This is a genomic window from Secundilactobacillus pentosiphilus, from assembly GCF_002217985.1.
GTDB lineage: Bacteria > Bacillota > Bacilli > Lactobacillales > Lactobacillaceae > Secundilactobacillus > Secundilactobacillus pentosiphilus.
The window spans coordinates 1-22,658 of sequence record NZ_BCMI01000024.1; the positions used below are offsets into that span (position 1 = coordinate 1).

19 protein-coding genes and 1 pseudogene are annotated in these 22,658 nt (G+C 46.3%); 11 read left to right on the forward strand and 9 right to left on the reverse strand.

What is annotated here, in order from left to right; translation table 11 throughout:
* Positions 1 to 49: 49 nt before the first annotated feature.
* The 4 genes from CES81_RS10245 to CES81_RS10260 all read right to left on the reverse strand — a co-directional run bounded on the left by CES81_RS10245 (position 50) and on the right by CES81_RS10260 (position 4,381).
* On the reverse strand, positions 50 to 337 hold the full coding sequence (locus CES81_RS10245; RefSeq protein ID WP_089121672.1) for a hypothetical protein: 288 nt from the start codon (positions 335 to 337) through the stop codon (positions 50 to 52).
* Positions 338 to 1,081: 744 nt separating this feature from the next.
* Positions 1,082 to 2,365, reverse strand: a complete 1,284-nt coding sequence (locus CES81_RS10250) for an AAA family ATPase (RefSeq protein ID WP_089121673.1) — start codon at positions 2,363 to 2,365, stop codon at positions 1,082 to 1,084.
* A gap of 258 nt (positions 2,366 to 2,623) precedes the next feature.
* Positions 2,624 to 2,941 carry a DMT family transporter gene (locus CES81_RS10255; protein ID WP_089121674.1) on the reverse strand — a complete coding sequence of 106 codons (318 nt, stop codon included), beginning with the start codon at positions 2,939 to 2,941 and terminating at the stop codon, positions 2,624 to 2,626.
* 288 nt (positions 2,942 to 3,229) lie between these two features.
* Positions 3,230 to 4,381, reverse strand: a complete 1,152-nt coding sequence (locus tag CES81_RS10260; protein ID WP_089121675.1) for an RNA-guided endonuclease TnpB family protein — start codon at positions 4,379 to 4,381, stop codon at positions 3,230 to 3,232.
* Positions 4,382 to 4,526: 145 nt separating this feature from the next.
* Between CES81_RS10260 and tnpA the strand changes: the two are divergent.
* The 10 genes and pseudogenes from tnpA (at position 4,527) to CES81_RS13390 (ending at position 12,337) form a co-directional block, all read left to right on the forward strand.
* Positions 4,527 to 4,854 (forward strand): annotated as a pseudogene (gene tnpA / locus CES81_RS10265) (IS200/IS605 family transposase).
* A 288-nt stretch (positions 4,855 to 5,142) separates the two neighbouring features.
* On the forward strand, positions 5,143 to 5,607 hold the full coding sequence (locus CES81_RS10270) for a hypothetical protein (RefSeq protein WP_089121676.1): 465 nt from the start codon (positions 5,143 to 5,145) through the stop codon (positions 5,605 to 5,607).
* A gap of 56 nt (positions 5,608 to 5,663) precedes the next feature.
* The gene (locus CES81_RS10275; RefSeq protein ID WP_089121677.1) at positions 5,664 to 6,101 is read left to right on the forward strand and encodes a hypothetical protein; all 438 of its coding nucleotides are present in this window, start codon (positions 5,664 to 5,666) and stop codon (positions 6,099 to 6,101) included.
* A 164-nt stretch (positions 6,102 to 6,265) separates the two neighbouring features.
* Positions 6,266 to 6,691, forward strand: coding sequence for a hypothetical protein (locus CES81_RS10280; RefSeq protein ID WP_089121678.1), 426 nt, complete (start codon positions 6,266 to 6,268; stop codon positions 6,689 to 6,691).
* Positions 6,692 to 6,817: 126 nt separating this feature from the next.
* Positions 6,818 to 7,282, forward strand: coding sequence for a YbaK/EbsC family protein (locus CES81_RS10285; RefSeq protein ID WP_089121679.1), 465 nt, complete (start codon positions 6,818 to 6,820; stop codon positions 7,280 to 7,282).
* A gap of 315 nt (positions 7,283 to 7,597) precedes the next feature.
* Positions 7,598 to 8,629 (forward strand): LacI family DNA-binding transcriptional regulator, encoded by a 1,032-nt coding sequence (locus CES81_RS10290; RefSeq protein ID WP_089121680.1) that lies wholly within the window; start codon positions 7,598 to 7,600, stop codon positions 8,627 to 8,629.
* A 269-nt stretch (positions 8,630 to 8,898) separates the two neighbouring features.
* Positions 8,899 to 9,645 carry a glutamine amidotransferase gene (locus tag CES81_RS10295; protein ID WP_089121681.1) on the forward strand — a complete coding sequence of 249 codons (747 nt, stop codon included), beginning with the start codon at positions 8,899 to 8,901 and terminating at the stop codon, positions 9,643 to 9,645.
* A 50-nt stretch (positions 9,646 to 9,695) separates the two neighbouring features.
* Entirely contained in the window at positions 9,696 to 10,697 is a 1,002-nt protein-coding gene (locus CES81_RS10300) for a DMT family transporter (protein ID WP_089121682.1), read from the forward strand.
* 27 nt (positions 10,698 to 10,724) lie between these two features.
* Complete coding sequence (locus tag CES81_RS10305; protein ID WP_089121683.1) at positions 10,725 to 11,780, forward strand: linear amide C-N hydrolase; 1,056 nt, start codon at positions 10,725 to 10,727, stop codon at positions 11,778 to 11,780.
* A 170-nt stretch (positions 11,781 to 11,950) separates the two neighbouring features.
* A complete protein-coding gene (locus CES81_RS13390) occupies positions 11,951 to 12,337 on the forward strand; it encodes a hypothetical protein (RefSeq protein WP_145993340.1) in 387 nt (128 codons plus the stop codon).
* 68 nt (positions 12,338 to 12,405) lie between these two features.
* Here CES81_RS13390 and CES81_RS10315 read toward each other — a convergent pair whose 3' ends face one another.
* A complete protein-coding gene (locus CES81_RS10315) occupies positions 12,406 to 13,818 on the reverse strand; it encodes a nicotinate phosphoribosyltransferase (protein ID WP_089121685.1) in 1,413 nt (470 codons plus the stop codon).
* Positions 13,819 to 14,001: 183 nt separating this feature from the next.
* Between CES81_RS10315 and CES81_RS10320 the strand changes: the two genes are divergently transcribed.
* Positions 14,002 to 14,511 carry a transcription repressor NadR gene (locus CES81_RS10320; RefSeq protein ID WP_089121686.1) on the forward strand — a complete coding sequence of 170 codons (510 nt, stop codon included), beginning with the start codon at positions 14,002 to 14,004 and terminating at the stop codon, positions 14,509 to 14,511.
* Between the two features lie 375 nt (positions 14,512 to 14,886).
* Here CES81_RS10320 and CES81_RS10325 read toward each other — a convergent pair whose 3' ends face one another.
* From CES81_RS10325 to CES81_RS10340, 4 genes are all read right to left on the reverse strand, one after another.
* Positions 14,887 to 15,609: a matrixin family metalloprotease gene (locus tag CES81_RS10325; RefSeq protein ID WP_180949786.1), complete on the reverse strand. Its 723-nt coding sequence runs from the start codon at positions 15,607 to 15,609 to the stop codon at positions 14,887 to 14,889.
* A 289-nt stretch (positions 15,610 to 15,898) separates the two neighbouring features.
* On the reverse strand, positions 15,899 to 18,661 hold the full coding sequence (locus CES81_RS10330; RefSeq protein ID WP_225356384.1) for a lectin-like domain-containing protein: 2,763 nt from the start codon (positions 18,659 to 18,661) through the stop codon (positions 15,899 to 15,901).
* A gap of 346 nt (positions 18,662 to 19,007) precedes the next feature.
* Positions 19,008 to 21,944 (reverse strand): lectin-like domain-containing protein, encoded by a 2,937-nt coding sequence (locus CES81_RS10335; RefSeq protein ID WP_089121689.1) that lies wholly within the window; start codon positions 21,942 to 21,944, stop codon positions 19,008 to 19,010.
* A 412-nt stretch (positions 21,945 to 22,356) separates the two neighbouring features.
* On the reverse strand, positions 22,357 to 22,602 hold the full coding sequence (locus CES81_RS10340; RefSeq protein WP_089087525.1) for a heavy-metal-associated domain-containing protein: 246 nt from the start codon (positions 22,600 to 22,602) through the stop codon (positions 22,357 to 22,359).
* Between the last annotated feature and the right edge of the window lie 56 nt (positions 22,603 to 22,658).

Sequence of the window (22,658 nt, forward strand, 5' to 3'; positions counted from 1 at the left end):
AGTTGCCTAGAAGAATAAAACTATTTAGTTCCAACTTTTTGGGTACACGTCACTTTAAGTACATTAAACGAATTTGGTGAATTAAAGTGGTTGTGATGTTATGTCCTTGATAGTTATGATTTTCCAAAGCAGTAATGGCCGCAGTGTTATCCGGTGAAGTGACTTTTTTTAAGTCACTGTTAAGTTTTAAAATCACTTGTGTCAGTTTGTATTCGGAAATATCTAATTTTTCAAGAATGTGCTCTTGAGTGACGATATGTTGGCCGCTCAGCGCAAATGACTGCAAAACGGCATAACTAATTTGATCGTTTTTTTCAAAAAAGAGCGTAAAATCCATTAATATTCCCCCAGTTCCGATTAGTTCCCGTGTAAAAAATACCCCTTAAAATGAGTCCCCATATAAAAAATGTCTACCAAAAAGACCAAAGACTTACCCCACTTTCTAAGTTTACTGATATTGATATTTAAAGGAAGCTTGTATTTTAATGAATATTCCTGACTTTTTGGGAATTTTACAAAAGTACGGAACTCTTTGTGTAAAAATAAACAAAATACTTATTGATAAAGTTTCTCACGTGTGGTAAGTGCAGCTTCTGAAGGTAATTACTTTTTTAATTAATTTTGAGTTATCTTAATTTTCTAATACATATAATAACTTTACTATTATCATAATTGGAAACTATGAGGGATTTTGAAACTATAAAGTCTGTTGTATCGCCGATTTTTCTGCAATTGCTAATCAAAATGAGGGTTGAATAAATTTTAAATAGGAAAACAAAAAGAGCACCTCCAAAGAAATGAGATGTCTTTAACCGTCATCGTAACGGGAGATTAGCTAATTAATAAGTAAATGACATCGTACACTAGCGAGCTGTTCTGCACCATATAAATGCTCACAAATTAAGTGAACGAAAGTTAAATTTGGAAAACTTTGGGCCCAAAAAGATGTAGATTCAAGATTGATCATGACGTCATTTGTGATGACATCAATCAGCAAAATCATGATTATAAATAAAAAATCCCGGTCAACTAGCAGTGAGCTGCTAATTAACCGGGATTAATTTTATCCAATGGTATCAAATCATGACTTCTTCGGTTCACAGCCCCGTTCATCCGCCGGCAACGGTTTCGTCTTCGGCGCGTTTGGGTACATTTTGGCACGCAAACCATCGTTGATCTGACGAAACTTGGCTTCGGCCTTGGTGTCCGGCCGGTAATAGGTCTTGTTTTCCATCCCTTTAGGCATCAAACCCTGACCCCAGAAATGCTCCGGGAACTGGTGGGCGGAGACAAAGCCCACACCGTGTCCCAAACTCAGCGCACCCTTATAGTGCATGTCCCGGGTCATGTCCGGTTGCCGCCAGTCATCCTTGGCCGCGTCTTTGCGGGCGAATTCGATGGCCTTTGTCGAGGCGTTTGCCTTGGGCGATAGGCACATCGCCACGGTCACAGCGGACAAGACGGACTGCGCTTTCGGCAGGCCCACGTCTCTAGCGACTTGCAGGGCATCGATGACGGGCGTCCATAGCTTCATGTTCGCCACGCCGATGTCTTCAAACAAACCGACTTCGATGCGGCGGATGGCGGATTCCATGTCGTTGCCGTTCAGCAGCACTCCCAGTGCCAGGAGAGCAGCGTTCACGTCAGAACTTTTGATGGCTTCGCAGTACCAGGCGATGGTATCGTAGTGGCCATCTTCGCCGTTATCGATCTTCGACGCGCCGGCACCCAGCGTGGCGTCGATGTGTTCTTCGTCAAAGGGAGCGCCGGACTTCACTAGAATCTCCAGTGAGGATAAAGCTAAGCGCAGGTCACCATTAGTGCGGTCTGCTAAATAATCCAGCTTGTCATCGGCGATCTTTTTTGCGGTTTCATAATGACCCAGGCCACGATCGGTGTCAGTTAAAGCGTGTTTCAAGCCAGTTAGAATTTCATCTTTTGTGAGCGGCTTTAACTCGTAAATGACCATCCGGCTACGTAAAGCCGGGGGCAGGTTAATGAACGGGTTTTCGGTGGTGGCGCCGATCAGGGTGACGGAGCCGTCTTCCACTGAAGCTAATAGAAGGTCGACTTTCGGGTGGTCCAACCGGTGAATTTCATCCACAAACAACACGATGGGTTCGGTGTTGGCAACCGCTAAGGCGTTTTGCAGGTCGGCTTTCGTGCCGTTAGCGGCGTTAAAGTAGATGAAACGCCGGTTAGTGCTGCCGGCTAAAGCTTGCGCAATGGACGTTTTGCCAATGCCAGGCGGACCGTATAGCAGCATCGAACTCAACGTATTCGCGGCCACCATCATTGAGATCGGCTTGCCGTCACCGATTAAATCAGTTTGACCGATCACTTCTTCAATCTTACGGGGACGCATGCGGTAAGCCAGTGGCTGAACGTCTTTTAGCGATTGATGGTGGGTTTGCTCACGATGATTTGAGTCAGCCGCGCCGTTTAATAATGATAATTGTTCGGTAATTTAATTTCCTTCTTTACTTAAGTATCAAAGTGTTTCACTCTTTTTCCATACAATTAATTATATATTTTTCGCGGAAAATAGTGTAATGATTGGTCTGTAGTACCGATTCAGCAACGACTTTGGGATAAGGGAGCCACCTACCACCTAGCTGAAAAATTACTTCGCCGTTAATTTGATACCAATAATCCCAATCAGCAATAAGGCAACGAAAAACCAAGTCAGCGGGCTCAAGCGGTCGCCGAAAAGGATCACGCCGATGATCACAGTGCCCAGTGCGCCAATGCCGGTCCAAACGGGGTAGGCGAGGCTAATCGGTAGCTGACGAGTAGCCCGCGCCAGGAATAAGAAACTAAATAGCATGCCCGCGAAGGTGGCGATTGAATAACCCAAGTGGGAGAACCCCTCACTGAGTTTCATGAAAGTCGCCCAAACCACTTCAAAAAGACCTGCAATAAATAAGTAAAACCATGCCATTTAAAAACTCTCCTTTAACCAAAAAGCAGTACTGAACGGCATCCCTTCAAAGACCTAACGGAATGTCACACAGTACTGCTACCCGGTGATAGTATTATTTTATTCTTACAATGATAAGTTTAGCATACATATTTCTAATACTGACTACTTAACGTGTGTTTTGTGAACTACTCGTCACTAAAGTAACGAGCTTCTAGGAACACCGCTGACTTACACAACATTCACGGAATGATGCACAGAGGTTACGGCTATTGACTAAGGGCTGTTCCAGCCCAGTTGGTCGTTTGGCTACGCTGTTGCTTTTAGAATATTGGTGGCGGCATTGATATCGCGATCATGATTACTGCCACAGTTAGGACAGGTCCACTGGCGGATATCCAAGGTGTGTTTACCATCATCATAGCCACAAGTTGCACAGAGTTGGGATGTTTTTCGTGGATTAACAGTGACCAGCTGCTTCCCATACCAGGTACACTTATATTCCAGTATTATACGAAGCTTTCGCCAGGATTGGTTGGCGATTGCTCGGGCGAGTTGGTGATTTTTTAGAAGGTTCTTGGTTTTCAAATCTTCAATTTTAATCACATCATACTGTTCAACCAGTTCTTTGGTGATGTTGTGCAGATAGTTATCCCGTTGATTGGCAATCTTTTCGCTGTATTTAGCGACCATGTGTTTAGCTTTCAAGTAATTTTTAAAATCGTTTAGTTCTCGGGGTTCCGGTACCTTATTATGTTTGTCCCAGGCGATTTCCTTTTCGGCTTGGCGTCTCCGACGAGCCAGACGTTTCTCCCAGTAATGCTTCTTTTTACTGAGTCGTTTATCAAACCGGATTGTGGGATATTTGATGCTATCGGAAGTGATCATTAAGTCGGCAACGCCCATATCGATGCCAACAGCTTGGGAAGTTTTGGGTAATTCTTCAATGTCGGTATCCACCAGCACGTTGGCGTAGAATTTGCCTGTAGCTGACAATCGGATCGTCACTCTTTTGATTTTTCCGACCGGGAGCCTACCCGATCGACAAGATACATTCCCTAGCTTCGGTAATTGAATGTGGTGACGGTCAACGACTTTAATATTCTGATTGACTGCTTTGCACTGATAACTCTGTTTGGGATACTTACGCGACTTAAACTTCGGAAAGCCATGCTGCTTTTTGAAGAACTGCTTAAAAGCTTCAACTAAATCATGATTAGTGACTTGCAAGCTAGTACTTTCAGCCATCTTTAACCAGGGATATTCAGTCTTTAATGCGGGCAATAAGTTATTCAAATCAAAGACACTCAAAAACTTGGCTTTGGGATTATTTTGGTGACGCGTGATCAGCATATTCAACATCTGATTCCACACAAACCGATTATAGCCAAAATTAAGTTTAATTTTCAGTTGCTGATCCTGATTAGGATACAGCCGTAATTTAATCCCTTGGTAGGTCATTTGTTCTCCCCTCCTTATACCTTAATATTTTATCATAGGTTCTGGTATGAATGGCTAAAATCCCGAAATAGAGGCATTAGGAGGAAATTGTATGATTATGTACGAATGGCCAAATGTGTCTGATTTTAATTTTTATTTAGTATAGATAACTATTTATCGTCAGCCGATTTTTACCACTGAGAAACGGATCATTGCCATGAAAGATTGCCGAACGTCACTCGGTTGAAATAGCCAATATGGAGGTGTTGCCGGATCATATTCACATGGTGATTAGTTTTCCGCCTAAGCTTGAGCCTTCTTCAATTGTGAAAGCCTTCAAAGGTGGGCCAGTTAAACAGTGGTTCATTCAATTTTCCGAAACTAAATCATTACTTTGGCAGGGCCATCTCTGGTCTCCCAGTTTCTTTATGAGTACGCTTGGTAATGTTTCCAAACAAGTTGTCAGTCAATATATTGATTCACAGTTAGATTAATACAGTGGTGGTCGTCCAAGGCGCTGATTCATCTCGGCATTAAAATACCGAGTTTTCTCAACTGACGCCACTTTATAAATTCAATTCCTCTACTCCTCGTGGTCTTAAGATGAACTTTAAGTATACCTGAAAGCATTAGAATTAAAAACTACTTTTAAAAATAAGTTTTGCATCGTTTCTTTTGTTTGAGTAAGTTAGTTAAAATCAGCACTAGCCTAAAAAATACTTTCACTTATGTATCAGTCAGCCTATACTAATAAAGAATTAAAAACTTTGGAGGTATTTGGCATGAAACAAATCGGAAAGGTAGTGCTTCTGACTACCTTGTCATTGGGGTTATCCTTCTCAGCTCCAGCTTTGAGTAATAATACTGCAAGTGCAGCTACAAAATGGCACAAAGGAATCCCTAAAGTACTTCAAGGGACCTGGAAGGGAAAAATCAAACAGGGGTCGCTTGGCTTTCGGCAGTTAAAATTAACCAAGAGCTCGTTTAATTACAGGGATACGAGTGATAAGAGTTGGTCAACAAGCAAAAATGCGTACTATCATCATAAACGTGGAAGTAAGTACTATTATGTGAAATCAACTTACCATGGTGAAGATGGCCGCAAATATTGGACTACAGAATACGATCGCTTTAAATTGTCAGGTACCAAAGTAACCGTTCATATTTACGGTGGGGCAGTCTCGTTTAAAAACCATGGTAAATTTTATGCGATAAATGGTGGACTCACTAATTCATATTATAAATGATTGATAATCGCAAATAGAGATGTACCAAAAAATCAAATCACTTAGGGGAATTTTCGATGAAAACATTTAACGTATTACTTTTAACTTTGGGGCTAGCAACCGGCCTATCCACAGTAACGCCTACTCAAGCACACGCCGCAACTTGGCATAAGGGGGCACCGACCGCCATTCGAGGAAACTGGTTATCTACAGTGCCACGTAAAAAGGATCCCGCGGCGGGCTTTGCACCGCAGTACCGGATTTCTAAGAGCCATATCATGCGTGGTATATCCAACATGTCAACTGAGTATGCCAGCCATTTATCGTGGCGTAAAATTGGCCATATTTACTACGTTAAAAGTTACGTCAAGCCCAATGGAATGGTGCTCGGCGGCCACGTGACCTACAAGTTCTATAAATCGGGTAACAAGACCATGTATGACCAGCCAACTAAGCAGCACTTGAAGCGCGGATACGCGTTCAAAAAAGTTTCCAAGTTTAGAAATTGGTACTAATATTAAATGAAGGACGCCAGGGTAGTTTGACTATCGTGGCGTTTTTTGACGATTTGTTTCTGCCGGAATAAATGTTTTTTAAACGAACGGTTTAAATTCTTGATTAAAAAGTGACAGCACTTATGATATACTTCTAACATACTAATTAGGAGGATTATACATTAATGAAAAAGACGGGACTAATCGCCATCGCGGCGACTTTATCGATGGGGGCATCGGTATTATTCAGCACCACGGAGACGGCGCAAGCAGCTACTTGGCACAAGAACGTACCATCAGCTATTCGGGGGACTTGGAAGGAAAAGGGCGGCGACTTGAATTACAAGTTCAAGATCACGTCCAGTACCTTTAAACTGAGCGCACGTCTGGGTGATCCGCAAACTGCCAACAAGGTGATGTACCACCACGCCAAGGGCAGCAGTTACTACTACCTGCGAGGTCATGAAACGGCATATACTAGCGGCAAAGAGCTGCTTTACTACAAGGTACGTAAGACTGGCAACCACATCAAGATTCTTAATTACCTAACGAGCCTTAATGGTTCCAGCTATAAGCGTTCAAACTATATGCCATTTAATTTTTATAAGTAAACAGCGTTAATGAGGGGTGAAGCCGAACGGGGGCTTCACCTTTTTAGTTCCTTTAAAATTTCAGCTTCTCTGCGACCCATTATTGTGGCATACTGAACGTATTCATCAACAAAGGAAGTGCTTACAATGTCATTTGAAGCAGTAAAAGCGAATTTTGAAAAAGCTGGGATTGCTGATCGGATCCAGGTTTTCCACGAGTCTACGGCATCGGTGCAGGACGCCGCGGAACAGCTAGGGGTCAAGCCAGAACAAATCGGTAAAACCATGGCGTTCAACTTGAAAGAAGGTCCCATCGTCATCGTGGTCAAAGGTACGGCACGGATTTCAAACCAGAAGTTCAAGGCGGCGTTCCACCAGAAGGCCAAGATGGTCCAGGCGCCGGATTTACCCGAACTCATCGGCCATCCGGCTGGCGGCGTGTGCCCATTTGCGTTGCAGCCAGGCGTGCGCGTCTACCTCGACGAAAGTGTCAAAGATGAAGCTGACCTGTATCCGGCGGCGGGGCTGCCGAATGCCGCCTTGCGGCTATCGTTAGCCGAACTGCAGCAGTACTCGGAACCCTTTGAGTGGACGGATGTGGTGAAGGATTAATGTCCAAATGGGAAGACTTGGTAACTCAAAGTGGAATTTTAACGTAAAAATGCTGATCAATTAAGGTTAGGGAAGGCACTTGACTCAGAACAAGTGCCTTTTTTGTGAAAGCAACTTTGATAAGCTGTTATTTCAACTAAATGCGATTGGTGCAAACGGCTTTCAAAATCACAGTCTCTGGTGATGAAGTCGCGCTTTAAATATAATTTAATTTCATTACAAATAAGAAAATGTAAGCGTTAAATTTTCCAAAAGCGACATAGTATAATATCATTAGCTTTAACAATGAATTTCGATAAAAAAGAAGGTGATCAGATGGCAACGATGAAGGATATTGCCCGTGAAGCGAGTGTTTCGGTGGCTACCGTTTCGATGGTGCTGAATAATAAGCCCAACTCCCGGATTTCTAAACATAAGCGTGAAGAAATCGAACGGCTGGCGAGAAAACTGAATTACCAGCCTAACTTTGCCGCCATTTCACTGAGTAAGCAGCAAAGCCTCAACATCGCGCTGATCGTACCGGACATTACGAACCCGTTTTTTTCACTGCTGACCAAGGAAATTGATCTGTCACTGGAAAAAGACGGTTATTCGACGATCTTCGTGGACAGTAATAATTCGTTTCAAAATGAGAAAAAAGCGATTGAAAGCATGGTGTCTCGCGGAGTTGACGGCATCATCCTGGTGCCTTCAAACGAGTTTTTCCGGGTGGATCAAGCGCAGCGCAAACAGCTGATTGCTAACTTAGACAAACCGTTCATTTTACTGAATGCCTACCCGAATGATCTGGATGTCAGTTACGTGAACTTCGACAACGTAAACGGGGCTTACATCGCTACGCAGGAACTGATCAATAAGGGCCATCAAGAAATTGCCTTTATTCAGGGACAGACCGGCTTCGTCAACGCCGCGGAACGGTTGACGGGCTACCAGCAGGCGTTGAGGGATCATCACTTGGCGGTCAAACCGCAAAACTTGTTCATGGGGGATTATTCCGTGGGGAGTGGCTATGAACTGGCTAGCACGATTACCCAGCGAAAGGATATTACCGCGATCTTGAGCTCCAACGACTTAATGTTATTTGGCATCATCAAGTGGGCCAAAATGCACCACATTGACGTTTTGCATCAGTACGCGATGATTGGCTTTGATAATGATCCGTATTCGGAAATTTTGGAAGTGCCGTTGACCTCGGTTGATCAGCGGCCGAAAGCCATGATTGAAAAGGCACTGGCGATTTTGCTTGAGAGGATCGGCAGTGATCACCCAGTCAACAAGCACGCACTGATCAAACCGGAGCTGATCAAGCGCGCTTCGGTCTTTGCGCCGGTAACGACTAGCGAGTAGGCACGATGATCGCTGGTGTGATTCGTGCACATTGTCACAATGATGAAATGTGTTCATTACTTTTTTGTGTGTAAAATTCAATAGAAAAATTTATGGATACATAACCGTTGACATTTTCCCGGATAGTATTTATATTTAAGCCAAAAAGAGAGCGCAGATCCTAGCGCTTTGTTTTTGGCCTTTTTGCTTAACCGGTTAAGCAGTTGATTTGTAGAGCTTTTATTGATATTTTCCATAAGTAACGACAACGTACTGAAGGGGTTGTGAGAATGGCAAAAATATTGTTGGCAGGCGAGTCGTGGATTTCAAGTACAACGGAGTACAAGGGATATGATTCCTTTACCAGTACCAAGTTAGAGAGTGGTTGTGAGGATCTGTTAAAGGCGTTACGCGGATTGGGACATTCCGTGGAGCACTTGTTCGCTCATGACGTGCCGGAGAAGTTTCCGTGGACGTTGAGCGAACTCAACCAGTATGACGTGGTGATCCTCTCCGATATCGGGGCGAATTCATTTAACCTTTCGGATCGCGTCTTTGCGGGCGGTAACCCGACGACCGACAGGCTGCAGCTGTTAAAGGAGTGGGTCAATAACGGCGGCGCGCTGATGATGGCGGGCGGCTACCTGTCATTTGGCGGCTTTGAGGGCAAGGCCCATTATCACAATACCGCGCTGGAAGAAATTTTACCCGTGGATGTCAGTCCCTTTGATGACCGGATTGAAACCCCGGCAGGCGCGGTTCCGAAAGAAGCAGTTGCTAACGGCATCTCCGAAAATTTGGGACAGTTTCCTAAAGTCCTGGGTTATCAAGTGGTGACACCTAAGAACGACAGTGACGTGCTGATGACCATTGACGGCCACCCGTTTTTGATCACCCGCAAAGTGGGTCAGGGCCGGACTTTAGCTTACACGACCGATATTGCACCGCACTGGGCATCACAGGATTTCATGAGCTGGACGCATTACGGCCAATTCTTCTCCAGGTGTATTCACTGGCTATCAGGTGATCTGCAGTAGTGTGAGACACGGCAAATGACGCTGTTTGAAAATGAAAGGGGTTTCGCAACATGGATGCTCAAAAAAACGTTAATGGATCAGGCTCTGTTGAAAAAAAGGTGGTTGTGCCGCTACTGGCTTTAGCCACCATTCTAGCGGGGATGTTATCCCCCATGCAGTCCGCGGTCAACGGGCAAGTTGGTAAGGAATTAGGCGATGGGAATGCTTCTGCGGTAGTCTCCTTCGGATCAGGTCTAGTGGTTATGGCCATTATTATTTTAGCTAGAAAATCTACCCGGCAGCAGTTCGCTTCCATTCCCTCCAAGATGGCTGCCAGACACCTGCCGTGGTGGAACTGGATCGCTGGTTGCTGCGGGGCGATGGTGGTCTTCTCAGAAGGGGCTTCCGCTTCAGTCCTTGGGGTGGCGACCTTCCAAACGACTTTGATTTCAGGGATGGTCATTTCGGGTCTGCTCTGTGACCGCTTCGGGATCGGGGTTCCGGTTAAACAGCCGTTCAACTTTGCCCGGATCTTAGGGGCGATCCTCGCCGTTGTCGCAACCGTGCTGGTGGTTTTGCCGAGCTGGCAGGCACCTAAGGTCGTGGCTTTAGCGATTTTACCGTTCTTAGCTGGTTTGTTAGCCGGCTGGCAACCTGCCGGTAACTCAGCAGTTGCCAACGAAACGGGTTCAATGCTGGTCTCGATTACCTGGAACTTCATTGTCGGTTTTTCGATCCTTGGTTTAGCACTGTTAGTCCGGGTCATGATGGGCGCCGTTCAATTCCATTTGCCATCCGCTTGGTGGATGTATCTGGGCGGCCCGCTGGGGTTGCTTTCAATCGCTCTGATGGCGTTACTGGTTCGTGGTTTGGGGCTCTTGCTATTGGGACTGGCCTCCACGGCGGGGCAGTTGATCGGCTCCGTGCTGATTGACTGGCTGATTCCGCAATTAGGTGCTCAAGTCTACCTGCTCACGGTTCTGGGTGCTTTAGTGGCCCTGATTGGTGCGGGTATTGCGATGATTCCGTCGGCCAAGAAAAAGGTCACGGTGGATGAACTGGAGACACACTGATAACCTTAGCCTGAAAGGAGTTTTATAATGGCTTGTACGGGAATTGAACTGATCAGTAAACAGCAACGGCCATACTGGGGCCGCACCCAGGATTTCGAACAGCACTTTGAATATGCCGGCGTGAAGGTGCCAAAGGGCTATCTCTGGCGGGCTGCCGCTACCCCGTTTGAATCCCAGCTCAACGTGATGGGCATCGTCTGGGCCAAAGACATTCATCAGGCACCGGTATTACTGGACGGCATCAACGATTACGGCATCTGCGGCGGATCCTTTTACTTCGACCACTTTTACCGCTACGTGGACACCGAAACGATTGAAGCCTCCGGCAAGGTGGCCGTTCGCGGCGAAGAGCTGTGTACCTGGATCCTGACGCATTATAAGAGCTTAGATGATATCAAAAACAACCTGGGAAATGATATCGGCATCACCAATGAAGTCGGCTATATGATGGGCATGTCGGTGCCGCAGCACTGCGTCTTCATCGATCAAGAAGGCCGTTCCATCGTGGTGGAACCTTCCAAACCCAACGGCTTTCGAATCTTTGACAATCCGTTAGGGGTTATGACGAACGCGCCGACCTTTGATTGGCACTTGAACAACCTTAAAACTTGGCTGGAACGGATCACCAACCGCAGCTACACCTTTGATGACGGTGAACCCATTGAACAAATTGGTCTGGATGAATCCACCAGCGGTTTAGTGGGCTTGCCAGCCGATTACAAACCGGAATCGCGCTTTTTGAGGGCGGCCGTAAATAAGTTGATGTCCGTTGAAGTCGACGATGAGGAAACGCTGAATCAAATCTTCCAACTGCTGTCAGCGGTCAATACGCCAAAGGGATCGCTGCGGATTCACGGCGAAGGTGAAACGCTGGTGGCCTGGACACAGTATACGGCCGGCTACGATATTCAAAAGAAACAGCTGTACGCCTTTACCTACGATAACCAGAACTTAAGGATGCTTGAATTTGGTGACCCGGCCGACTGGGCATCAGAGATGGCGTATTTCAGCTTTATTTCGAAGCCTAAGGCCCAGCCATTTACACCCCAAAATGAGTGGGAGCCAGGGGAGAATACGATTTAAGTGGTTACCTAATTTCTGAAATAAAGTGTCTTTCTTTGCAGTTAATTGTTGCTCATTTACGAGTGATAATTAACTGCTTTATTTGTTTATTCAAAAAACAGTCAGCATTAACCCCCGTAAAACAGGCATTAGTGGTACACTTTTAAGTATTATAAGTAGGGGGTTACATTGTGAAAGTTCGTCGGATTCTGTTTAGTTTGGCTTTGAGTTTCTTGTTTGTTGTTTTAGGTCTTGGTGCTAGCTCGAGTACAGCTTCAGCTCATTCTAGGACGATTCATGCCTTTCCATCATATGTCAGAGGCTATTGGCATACCCGGAATGAGACACACGGTATGCATATCACTAAACATACGTTGAAGATTGATGGCGGTGCAAAATTGACGCACCCTCGATATAAACGAGTGCCGTTTGCAAGTCAAGATGTGAGTGTTTATAATACGCGTAAGCATCATCGAGTAACAATTAATTTTGTCACGCTTGCTGGTCATGAACTAAGTTATACTTATAATTCAAATAATTTAAATAGTGTGCCGTGGACTTTTCACTACGGTTGGTAGATCAATAATAAAAAGGGCCTTAGATCAGTAATATTGCTGATTTAAGGCCCTTTGATTATCTGTATTTTTTATTTCCCCTTGATCAAATCATCCTGCAGTTTAGCCAACTGCGGTGTCATGTAAACGTGGTAACTGTCCGGCTTAGTCAGCCGTTTGGTTTCGTCAGGTAATTCAGCGATGCGTTGCTTGCTGAAGGCTTGAATGTCTAACGGACTCACCGCCTTTTGATCCAGATCAACCGGTGCTAACAACGGCTTGGCGTCAAAGCTGTTGAGCGGCTGCACCTTGCTGACACTGAGCGGGTTACTGTCGAGGACGTCTAAGTGGTGTTGGTCGGTAATCTGTTCATCGGCTAAAGCAATCAAGTCGGCAAAAGCCTTGTTGGTGCCTTCACGGTAAAGCCGGTAGACCTGCTTCTTACCCGGGATCGTGACTTTTTCACGGCTGTCGCTGATTTTAATTTTCGGGATGAGCTTGCCGCCTTGTTCGATGGCGGCTAACTTATAAACACCGCTCAAAACGGGGGAGGAGGCACTGGTGATCAGTTTTTCACCGATTCCAAAGTTATCAATGGGTGCACCTTGATGCAGTAACGATTCAATAATGTTTTCGTCGAGGGCGTTGGAAATGGTAATTTTAGCCTTCGGGAATCCGGCGTCATCCAGCATCGCGCGTGCTTTACGCGACAGTGAAGCAATGTCGCCGGAATCGATACGGATGCCCACCGGTTCGTGGCCGCTTGCGCGCAGTTCTTTGAAGACGGTGATGGCGTTTGGAATACCAGAGGTCAAGACATCGTAGGTATCCACTAACAGGGCGCTGTTGTCCGGGTAGAATTTGGCCCACTGACGAAAGGCCGTGAGTTCGTCCGGATAGGCTTCAATCCAGCTGTGCGCCATGGTGCCGGCGACCGGGATCGAGAACTTCTCGCCCGCTAACATGTTTGACGTGCTGGAAACACCGCCAATGACTGCGGCCCGTGCACCATAAACCGCGCTGTCAGCGCCTTGCGCACGACGAGCACCGAATTCCATGATTGGCCGATCGCCGGCAGCAAACGTCATGCGCCGCGCCTTGGTGGCAATCAAGGATTCGTGGTTGAGAATGGTCAGCAGCAGCGTTTCTAACAGCTGAGCTTGAGCAATCGGGCCTTCGACTGTGATCAGCGGCTCCCGCGGGAAAACGGGAGTCCCTTCAGGAATGGCCTGGAGGTGGCAATCGAATTTAAAGGTTGCCAGGAAGTTCAAGAAATCCTCATCCCAAAGATGCAGGCTCCGGAAATAAGCGATGTCTGCTGGTGTAAATGAAAGCGGCAGTGTATCGATAATTTGCTGCAGCCCGGCAGTGATCACAAAACTGCCTTGATCCGGTACTTTCCGGAAGAAAAGGTCAAAGGTCGCTCGGGTATCGGGCAGATCCTTATGGAAACCATTGGCCATTGAAAATTCATATAAGTCGGTTAATAAAGAGAGATTACGCATGACTATTCGTCCAATCCTTTCATGTCTAAATTGGTGTCTTGACACCCCATGAAACATTGTCTTTATCTTAGCATACCTGAGAGAAAAAGGTTTAATTTGAGGGACTTAATATTCTCATCGGCAGGGATTTTTGGTAAGATTAAGAGCAGAGCATCTCAATTTTATGTAAAAGCAGGCGGTATCTTGACAAGTACGGAACGGCGGTCACAAATTCAATCAATTTTATCAACGAGTCAGGTTCCCATCAGTGCCAGCGCACTAGGGCGAAGGTTTAACGTGAGCCGGCAAACGATTGTGGGGGACGTTTCCCTGTTAAGGGCCGGCGGTGAGCCGATCGTAGCGACCATGCGCGGCTATGAATACCAGCAAAAGGCGGTTCACGAGGCCGTTTTAGTGTGCCGGCATTTTCCCAGCGACAGCGCTGATGAAATGCGCCGGATCGTTGAAGCGGGCGGCGTGATCGAAGACGTGGTGGTGGATCACCCGCTGTACGGCCAGATCAGGGCGAATTTGCAGGTCCGAGACATCGGCGACGTGAACCTGTTTGTAGCGAAGGTAAAGCGCCAAAACGCCCACCTGCTGTCAGAATTGACGGACGGCGTGCACACCCATACGATTGCTTACGATACGCCAGAACAGCTGGCCGCCATTCAGACATCGCTGCGGAAGGCCGGTTATCTGTACGAGGACTGACGTGCAGTGCCTATTTAATGAGGCGTAATGATTGATCTAAGCTGAATTTAACGGCAAAAAATGCAGACCAAGTACCCAAAATTTCCCCGAATTAACCACTAATCTAATATTTACATTAAAGTGGGTAATAATGATTTTAAAACAATCGTGCAGGTGCTAAAATGAACCTCGCAGTCCGGCGTAAGGATTGCGAGGTTCATTTTAGCTATTTAGGGTTATGGTCAAGTGGTGGCTCTTTTGAAGGGGGAAGCCGGTAATCATAACCCTTATTTGAATAGAGTGAATGAAACATACTGTGGTTGAAGCAATGTACCAATTGCTTCAAATGAAAGCGCTTTGAACGCTTAAAAAATTTGTTTATAGGGGCTCAGACGCTCATTTGCCAGGGTTGACCTTGGTAAAATCAATGTGCGTCGTAGAATGTGTGAGAACGTTTAGAGAATCAGCTTGAATCGTCGCTTTCTGGGGTGTGACGGGATCATAAAAGGTATGCTCTTGAACGGGGGAGGAACCAAAAGTATCACTGAATTCCAGGAAGCGATAATCCTTTTGAATGGCCGATACGTCTACCGGTTGAATGGAGACGTACCGGTTTTTGTAATACATCACGCTTTTTGCGTTAGGATTGTGCAATAGACCCATTGCGTGTCCAAGTTCGTGTTCCGCAACGTTGGTCCGCTGAGCGGTCGTATACTTGTATTTTCCAAGCGATGCGTTGTTGAGACGAACGTGGGCCGATAGCAACTGGGAGCCGCAGATTTTCGAGTAGGTAATACCCGTTGTTGTGCTGTAAGTTTTGCTCAGACTAGAAAAGCTGTCCGCGTGAATTTGAGCGCCCGATTTGACGATCTTAAAGGTAAAAGCGTGGGTACCGTTCCACTTGTTGATAGCAGCGTGCCAAATTGATTTGGTTTTGTGATCGCTAAGCTGAATCGTGGCATTAGGAACGTTGTACCGATATGAACTGAAAGGCGTCATATGCGGGGCAGTATGAGCAAAAGCCGTTTGAGTTATACAGCAACTAAGCATGGCCGTTACAGCGGCAACAACAACCATGCTCGAAACCTGTGGGATGGCAATCATTTCTGCTTTTTTCATAGAGAAACCCTCCAAAGTATTCCTGACCAAGTGACTAACCAATAGTAATCGATTACGAGTTGAAGTATAACAGGGGAAAAAGCACAGTTCCATAAAAGAGTCTTATTTTGCAAAAGAGGTTACATACGCCATTAAATGTATGAAAAATGAGAAATTTTCTACTATTATATTGTGTTGAAAATGGTGGTGCACAAAGTATTAATTAAATAGGGAAAATGAAAGAAGACCGCTGGTTTTGTCCAACGGTCTTCTTTCGTGCAAGTGCGATCTTAATGAAGGCGGTTTTTAATTAATTGTTCTCGTGGCGTTTCCGTTGCTTAAAACCAAGCAAACTCAAGGCACTCATTAAACTGAAGCCGAATAGTGCCCAAATACTGGTGCTGTGTTCGCTGGTTTGCGGTAATTTCATCGTGGTTTTACTGGTAGTAGCTTTACTGGTAGTGGCTTTTCTGGTAGAAGTAGGCTTTACCTGGCTTGTGTATGTCGCTGGTTTGACCGCTGCTGGACGGCTGCTTTGCCCAAATGGCAGTGGCTTTACTTGGTATGAACGACGACTAGCATATCTTCTGACGCCAGTGTCGTGATCTGTACCAGTGACAACGTGACCAGGTTGATGATCAGTCACACGATGATGGTTGATCGTCGTAATCGGCGTACCCGTATCGTGATCCTCAGTAGGTGTCGTTGTAATCGGCGTGCCAGTATCGTGATCACCAATTGGTGGAGTGATCAGGGAATTTGGCTGTATTGGGACGTTGCCCGGCACATTAGAACGCGTTTGTGGGTGACCACCCGGCTGAAAAACGGCAGGCGGTACTTGTGCCTTAAACCAAACGTGCGGATTAGTATCAGGGACTTCGCCAGTGGGTTCATGAACGGCAGGTGGTACCTGAGCCTTAAACCAAACGTGTGGATTAGTATCAGGGACCTCACCAGTAGGTTCATGAACGGCAGGTGGTACCTGAGCTTTAAACCAAGCATGTGGATTAGTATCAGGGACCTCGCCAGTGGGTTCATGAACAGCAGGCGGTACCTGAGCTTTAAACCAAGCATGTGGATTAGTATCAGGGACTTCGCCAGTAGGTTCATGAACGGCAGGCGGTACCTGAGCTTTAAACCAAACGTGCGGATTAATATCCGGGATTTCCCCAGAGACTATCGAATATTTAACAATCAGATTTAACTGTTTAGCCGTTGGCACAGCACTGTTGAGGCCAACCGTTAACTTGGGTTCTATCTTAGTATCTGGTACGTAATCAGGAATCGTTGTCGGGCTGGTAACCGCTTTAAAAGTTTGTGCGGCTGACCAGTTACCTTGGGTAGTGGTATGGGTCACTGAATCAGTCGTGTCTGTACGCGTGAAGGTCAGATGTGTCACGGATGGCTCGTAAAGCTGTGAGCCATCACTTGCTTTGACATAATTAATGGTACGGGTGACGGTTTGCACCACTTGCGCTGATTGTGTTTGGTGCGTTAAATAGACGTTAAATGTTTGGACAGCATCATTGTTATGATCAAACACAATGCCACCTAAAGTTGAATCATTTCGCGGATCATAGGCGTAGCCTGCCTTAACGTAAGTAGCTACCTGTGCTTTGTCAGAATAGTTGAGTTTAGTATCACTTGGGCCATTAAAGGCCAGCATTTGTAGCAGTTTATTTTCAGTTTTATCCCAGAACTTAATGTTGACAACTTGGCCGAGATTGCCGTTTTGGACGTATAAGTACGTGACCGTTCCGTTATTTCCGGCAGTTTTTAACGTGCCAGCTGCAGGAAGCGAACCGTCATACAGACGAACGTATTGATATCCCTTAATCAGCTGTGGAGAAGTGATGTAGGGATCACCGACAAGCGTGCCAGAAGGGTAATTAACCCTGCCAACGTAATTTGGAATCTCTTTGACAGTTGATGGATCAACTGGCGCGGTGGGATCCGTTATAAGTGTCGTATCTGTTGTATAAACGTACTTAACATCAACCGTTGCAGCTGGTAAATAACTAAAGGAGTCGAGCCGGAATTGCTGCAGGTTCCGGTTAGCCGCGGTGCCAGCAGAAATGAAGAAGGCAGTGCTGGTTTTGTCAGCAGCCCAAGCCGTAATATCTTTTTGCCATTCCTTATTATCGTACTTAACGGTGAGCGTCTTTTTACCTTTGCCATCGTTATTCGGATCGTAAATGATTTCAATGGGTTTAAATTCACCCACCCAGTTTATCGGGTCGGCTTCGGGATTATCAGTTGATCCCGGAGAGGGCGTGTCAATTGCTTGAGCGCTATCTGATCCAGAAGTGACGCCAGTCGTGGACACGGTTCCTGGCGTATCACCCGGAAGACCCGTTGCCTTTGAGCTTTCGATGAAGGCACCAAAGGCTTGACCGCCGCCATAACCAGGCGAGTTCGGTTTTTGCGGGCCGTTGCTAAACTGTAGTGGATCAGCTGTGGCGTCGTTAGAAGTGTCCCAGTTGAAAGTGGTGTCTGCTTTCCAGCCAATCGCGTCTGGAATACCGCCGAGGCCAAGGCCAGCACCGCCGTCACCGACCGCGTCACTGTTGGCATCGTGGAAGCCAAATGCGATACCGTCACCACCACCATGGTTGACTTGATCAAGGGCACCCAGATTGATCTGGCCTTTCAGGTCAAAGCCCTGGTTAAGACTGATCTTATTTTTGAGAGTCACACTGCCTTGCTGGTTGCCGGCCTTGTCAGTGAGGGTTACAGTTCCCGGTTTTGTACTATCAAAATTAGCGTTGCCGTGGGTCTCAAATGCCTGCTCGACTTGTTCGGGTGAAAGGGTTATTGGCGCAGCAGGGGTATTTTGATTTTTTGCGGGTGCAGTTACTGATGTCGAGTTGGCATTTTGTTCACCTTGCTGTGAAGTAGATGGGGCATTAACTGATGAACTGTCCGAAGTTGAGGCCGACGACGTCGCTGAAGATGAACTATTTTGAACACTTGTTGCTTGCTTGCTTGATTCAGACGTACTTGCAGTTGCTTGGCTGACTTGTGTCAGCAGCTTGGACTGAAGTACCTCCCAACAGTGAAGCAGTTGTTGCACTGACAAACATTAAGCTGCAAAACATCCATTGATACTCGGATTTATATAGACAATGGTGAGTCTGATCCTTCTGATTATTTCTTATGGCCTTATTACACATACAGTTATCTCCCCTTGATACAAATTTACTTAAAAACTGTGTAAATCAGATTACAGTTAAAAAAATGGATGCACATCAATATTCAGGACACCCAAACTTAATAATCATGTGTACCAAGATGAGTATAACACAGTATATATACAGTGTTATACGGATTTAAAAATTATGCTTCAATAAAAATGAATTGAAAGATCCAAAAAAGACCGCTGGTTTTCCAGAGGCCTTCTTGAGGGTGATAGTTGTTAATTAATCATTATTTTCGTGTTTCCGTTGCTTAGTAAAACCAAACAAACTCAAGGCACTCATCAAACTTAAGCCGAATAGTGCCCAAATACTGGTGCTTTGTTCGTTGGTTTGCGGTAATTTCATCGTGGCGGTATTAACTGTCAGCTTTCGACGGTTATTTTCTGCCGGTTGGGCGACCGCTTGTCCCTGGTCAGCTGCCAGTTGAGTCGTTTGTGCTGAAGGACTAGTCAAAGGGACAGCGATGGCGTCATCCTCGGCCGTAATGATGCTGCCGGTTTTACCTAAACCATTAGCAGTGTTCGTGGCGGTATCCGCACCAGTGGTCGTCGTAATGGATGTGTCAGTACCGTGATCGCCAGTTGGGGTTGTCTTGATTGGCGTGCCGGTGTCATGATCGCCAGTCGGTGTTGTCACCAACGTGTCTGGTTGCACTGGAACGTTTGTACGACTCTGCGAATCATTAGGAACGAATGGCGCGTTGTCTGGGACTTGTGTCCGTACCTGCGGGAAGGTCCAAACTGCAGGGCCAACTTCTTCGCGGAATTGCGGATCAGTGTCCGGAAGTTTGCCGGTTGCATAAACAGGTTCAGCAACTTGAGCCTTGGTCCAAGCTTGAGGGTCAGTAGTAGGTACTGTCCCAGGTTTAGTAACGGGATTCGGGACCTGAGCTTTGGTCCAAACCTGTGGCGCAGTATTTGGTACTTTGCCAGTAGGATACTGATAGTGAAGAGGTTTACCAACCTGAACTTTGGTCCAAACCCGTGGCGCAGTATTTGGCACTTTACCAGTAGGATACTGATAATGAAGAGGTTTACCAACTTTAACCTTAGTCCAAACTCGTGGCGCGGTATTTGGTACTTTGCCAATGATATTCAGGTACTTAACGGTCAAATTTAGCTGATCGTTTGTTGGCATGCCTTGCTTCAAATCGACTGTCAGTGCCGGCACTGGTTGCTCGGTTGTATAGTAGCCGTCAATATCCGGATTTGGAGTTTTAAGGAAGGCTTGTGCGGCAGACCAGTCACCAGTGGTAGTGGTTTTGGTGACTAAATCAGTGGTTGCACCCCGAGTAAAGGTCAAAGTTGCAACGGTTGGGGCGTGTAGAACTGTGCCATTCGCTGCACTGACGTAATTGATGGTCCGGGTGACAGTTTGCGTTTCTGGCGTTGTTTGCAGTTGATGTGACAAATAAACGTTGTAGTTTTGGTCTTTATCGTTGTCGTTATCATAAGTAATCCCAGTTAGCGTGTCGTCATCTTGCGGATTATAGGCGTAACCATCGTTGATATAGGCGTCAATGGCAGCTTGATCTGAATAGTTAGCTTGGGTGTTGTTTTTGCCCTCAAGCGTGACGGTTTGGCCCAGTTGCTGATGGGTGTTCTTATCCCAAAATCTGATGATTGCTTTTTGACCGAAGTTACCGTTTTGCACGTACAGGTAGTTGACCGCACCGTTGTTGCCGGCCTTATCCAAAGTTCCGTTTTCGGACAGTGAACCATCCAGTACACGAACAAATGAATACCCTTTGATTGACAGAGGCCATGTTAGATAGGCGTTACCGACGTAGGCGCCCGAAGGATAGTCAACTTCGCCGACAAAATCCGGAATTTCTTTAAGGTCAGCCTGATCTACCGGAGCAGTCGGGTGGTCAATGAGGTTTTGATCCGTTGAATAATAGTATTTAACGTCAACGGTTGCGGCTGGCTGATAAGTGAACGACTGCAGACGGAATTGCTGAAGGTTCAGGTTAGCTGCCGTCCCAGCAGAAACGAAGAACGCCGTGTCGGTTTTATCAGCTGCCCAATCGGTGATGTCTTTTTGCCACTTTTTGTTATCATAGGTAACCGTCAGTGTTTTTTTAGCATCGACAATTTTGCCGTCAACCACTTTACCGCCAAAGTTGGGGTTGTAATTGATTTCGATGTCCTTGAATTCACCAGTCCAGTACTTAGGGTCGGTCGACTTAGCTTTATCATCGGCGCTTGGCGCTGGTGCGTCAATGGCCTGCGCACTGTCTAATCCAGAAGTGACGCCAGTGGTGGTAACCACTCCTGGCGTGTTACCCGGAACACCGGTATCCTTTGTGCTTTGAATGAAAGCGCCAAAGGCTTGACCGCCGCCCCAGTCGTTACTGCCTGGTTTGCGAGAGCCGTTACTAAAGTCGCCTGGATCAGGCTGGGCATCATTGGTAAGCGTCCAGTTGTATGTAGTATCTGCTTTCCAGCCGATCGCGTCAGGAATTTTGGCAAGGCCCAGTCCAGCACCGCCATCACCAACGGTATCACTGTTGGCGTCGTGGAAGCCAAAGGCTAAGCCATCGCCACCGTTACCATTGTTGCCGCTAGTACCGCTGTTATGCTGGTCAACAGCACCAAGGTTGATTTGGCCCTTAATGTCGAATGACTGGTTGAGGCTGATCTTATTTTTAAGCGTCATGCTGCCTTGCAGCCCACCGGTGTAATCCGTGAGGGTCACAGTCCCCGGGGTTGTATTGTCAAAATGAGCGTCGCCATGGACTTCAAAGGCCTGTTGAAAGTTTGACGGGTCAACTGTAACTTGGTTGCCGGTTTGAACAGCTGGTGCCGTGGGGGTGGCATCAGAGGTTAGCGTGTTTGAGTTGGCGGCTGCGTTGGCGGCCGTTGATTGTCCTGGTTGTGCTGCATCCGTTGCATCAGAAGCGGGTGCTGGGGTAGCAACCCCCGTTACACCTGGCTGATCAGCAGTCGACTTGGTTTCAGTGCCAGCTGGTTGCGCTGATGCTGACTGAGTTTGTGTGGTTGCTGCTGGTGCGGCAGCGTGCGCCGTGCTTCCGCCCATAAAGCCAGCCATGGTGAGGCTCGCAAGGGTGATTCCGCAGAACATCCATTTACGTCCTGCTTTGTACATCTTATAATGACACTTCGTATTTTGACTATCGGTTAACCCTTTGTTTCCCATTGTATTCTCTCTTATGCATTTTTTGGTGATAGTTCATTTACGGGTTGCAGGTTGATTGAGACTTATTTTTAATAAGTATCTTGACTTGTAAACCTTTTTGCGACTTTTTTAGTATATCTTAGCGTTTAAAAAAGTTCAATTCATTTTATAAAACAGGTTGATGTAATGTGTTCGTTAAAGCCTCGGAAAGTAAGGACGTTACAAGTGTGGAAACATACGGGTGAAAAATTAAGTTGAAACTAATCGACCTCCAGTATCAGCGACGAAGAAAACACCAAAACAGCGTCGCTAAATCCGAGGGGAGATTTAGCAACGCTGTTTTAAAACGATGTGGAACTGAGTGATGTTTGGGGGAAATGGTGATTAAATTGACCGCTCTCAGTCGGCCGATTAATTTAATTGGTTGTAGCTTTTACTTTGCCGCAACCTGGTCTTTCACCTTGATCTTCTTGACTTCGTAGCCTAACTTGTCGACCACTTGGCCGAGTTCTTCCGCGGAGACCTGGCTGTCATCGAAGTCGGCCTTGGCCTTGCTGGCGTTAAACAAAACCTTAACTTTTTCGACACCTGGTTGGTGTGCCAAGGCACTTTCGATCTTGGTCATGCAGGAAGGGCAGGTCAAACCATCTAATTGTAAAATCGCACGTTTTGTTGTCATAATAATGATCTCCTTTTTAGTTATTCTTGTTTGTTTTGATTATCTATAGTTTAGTC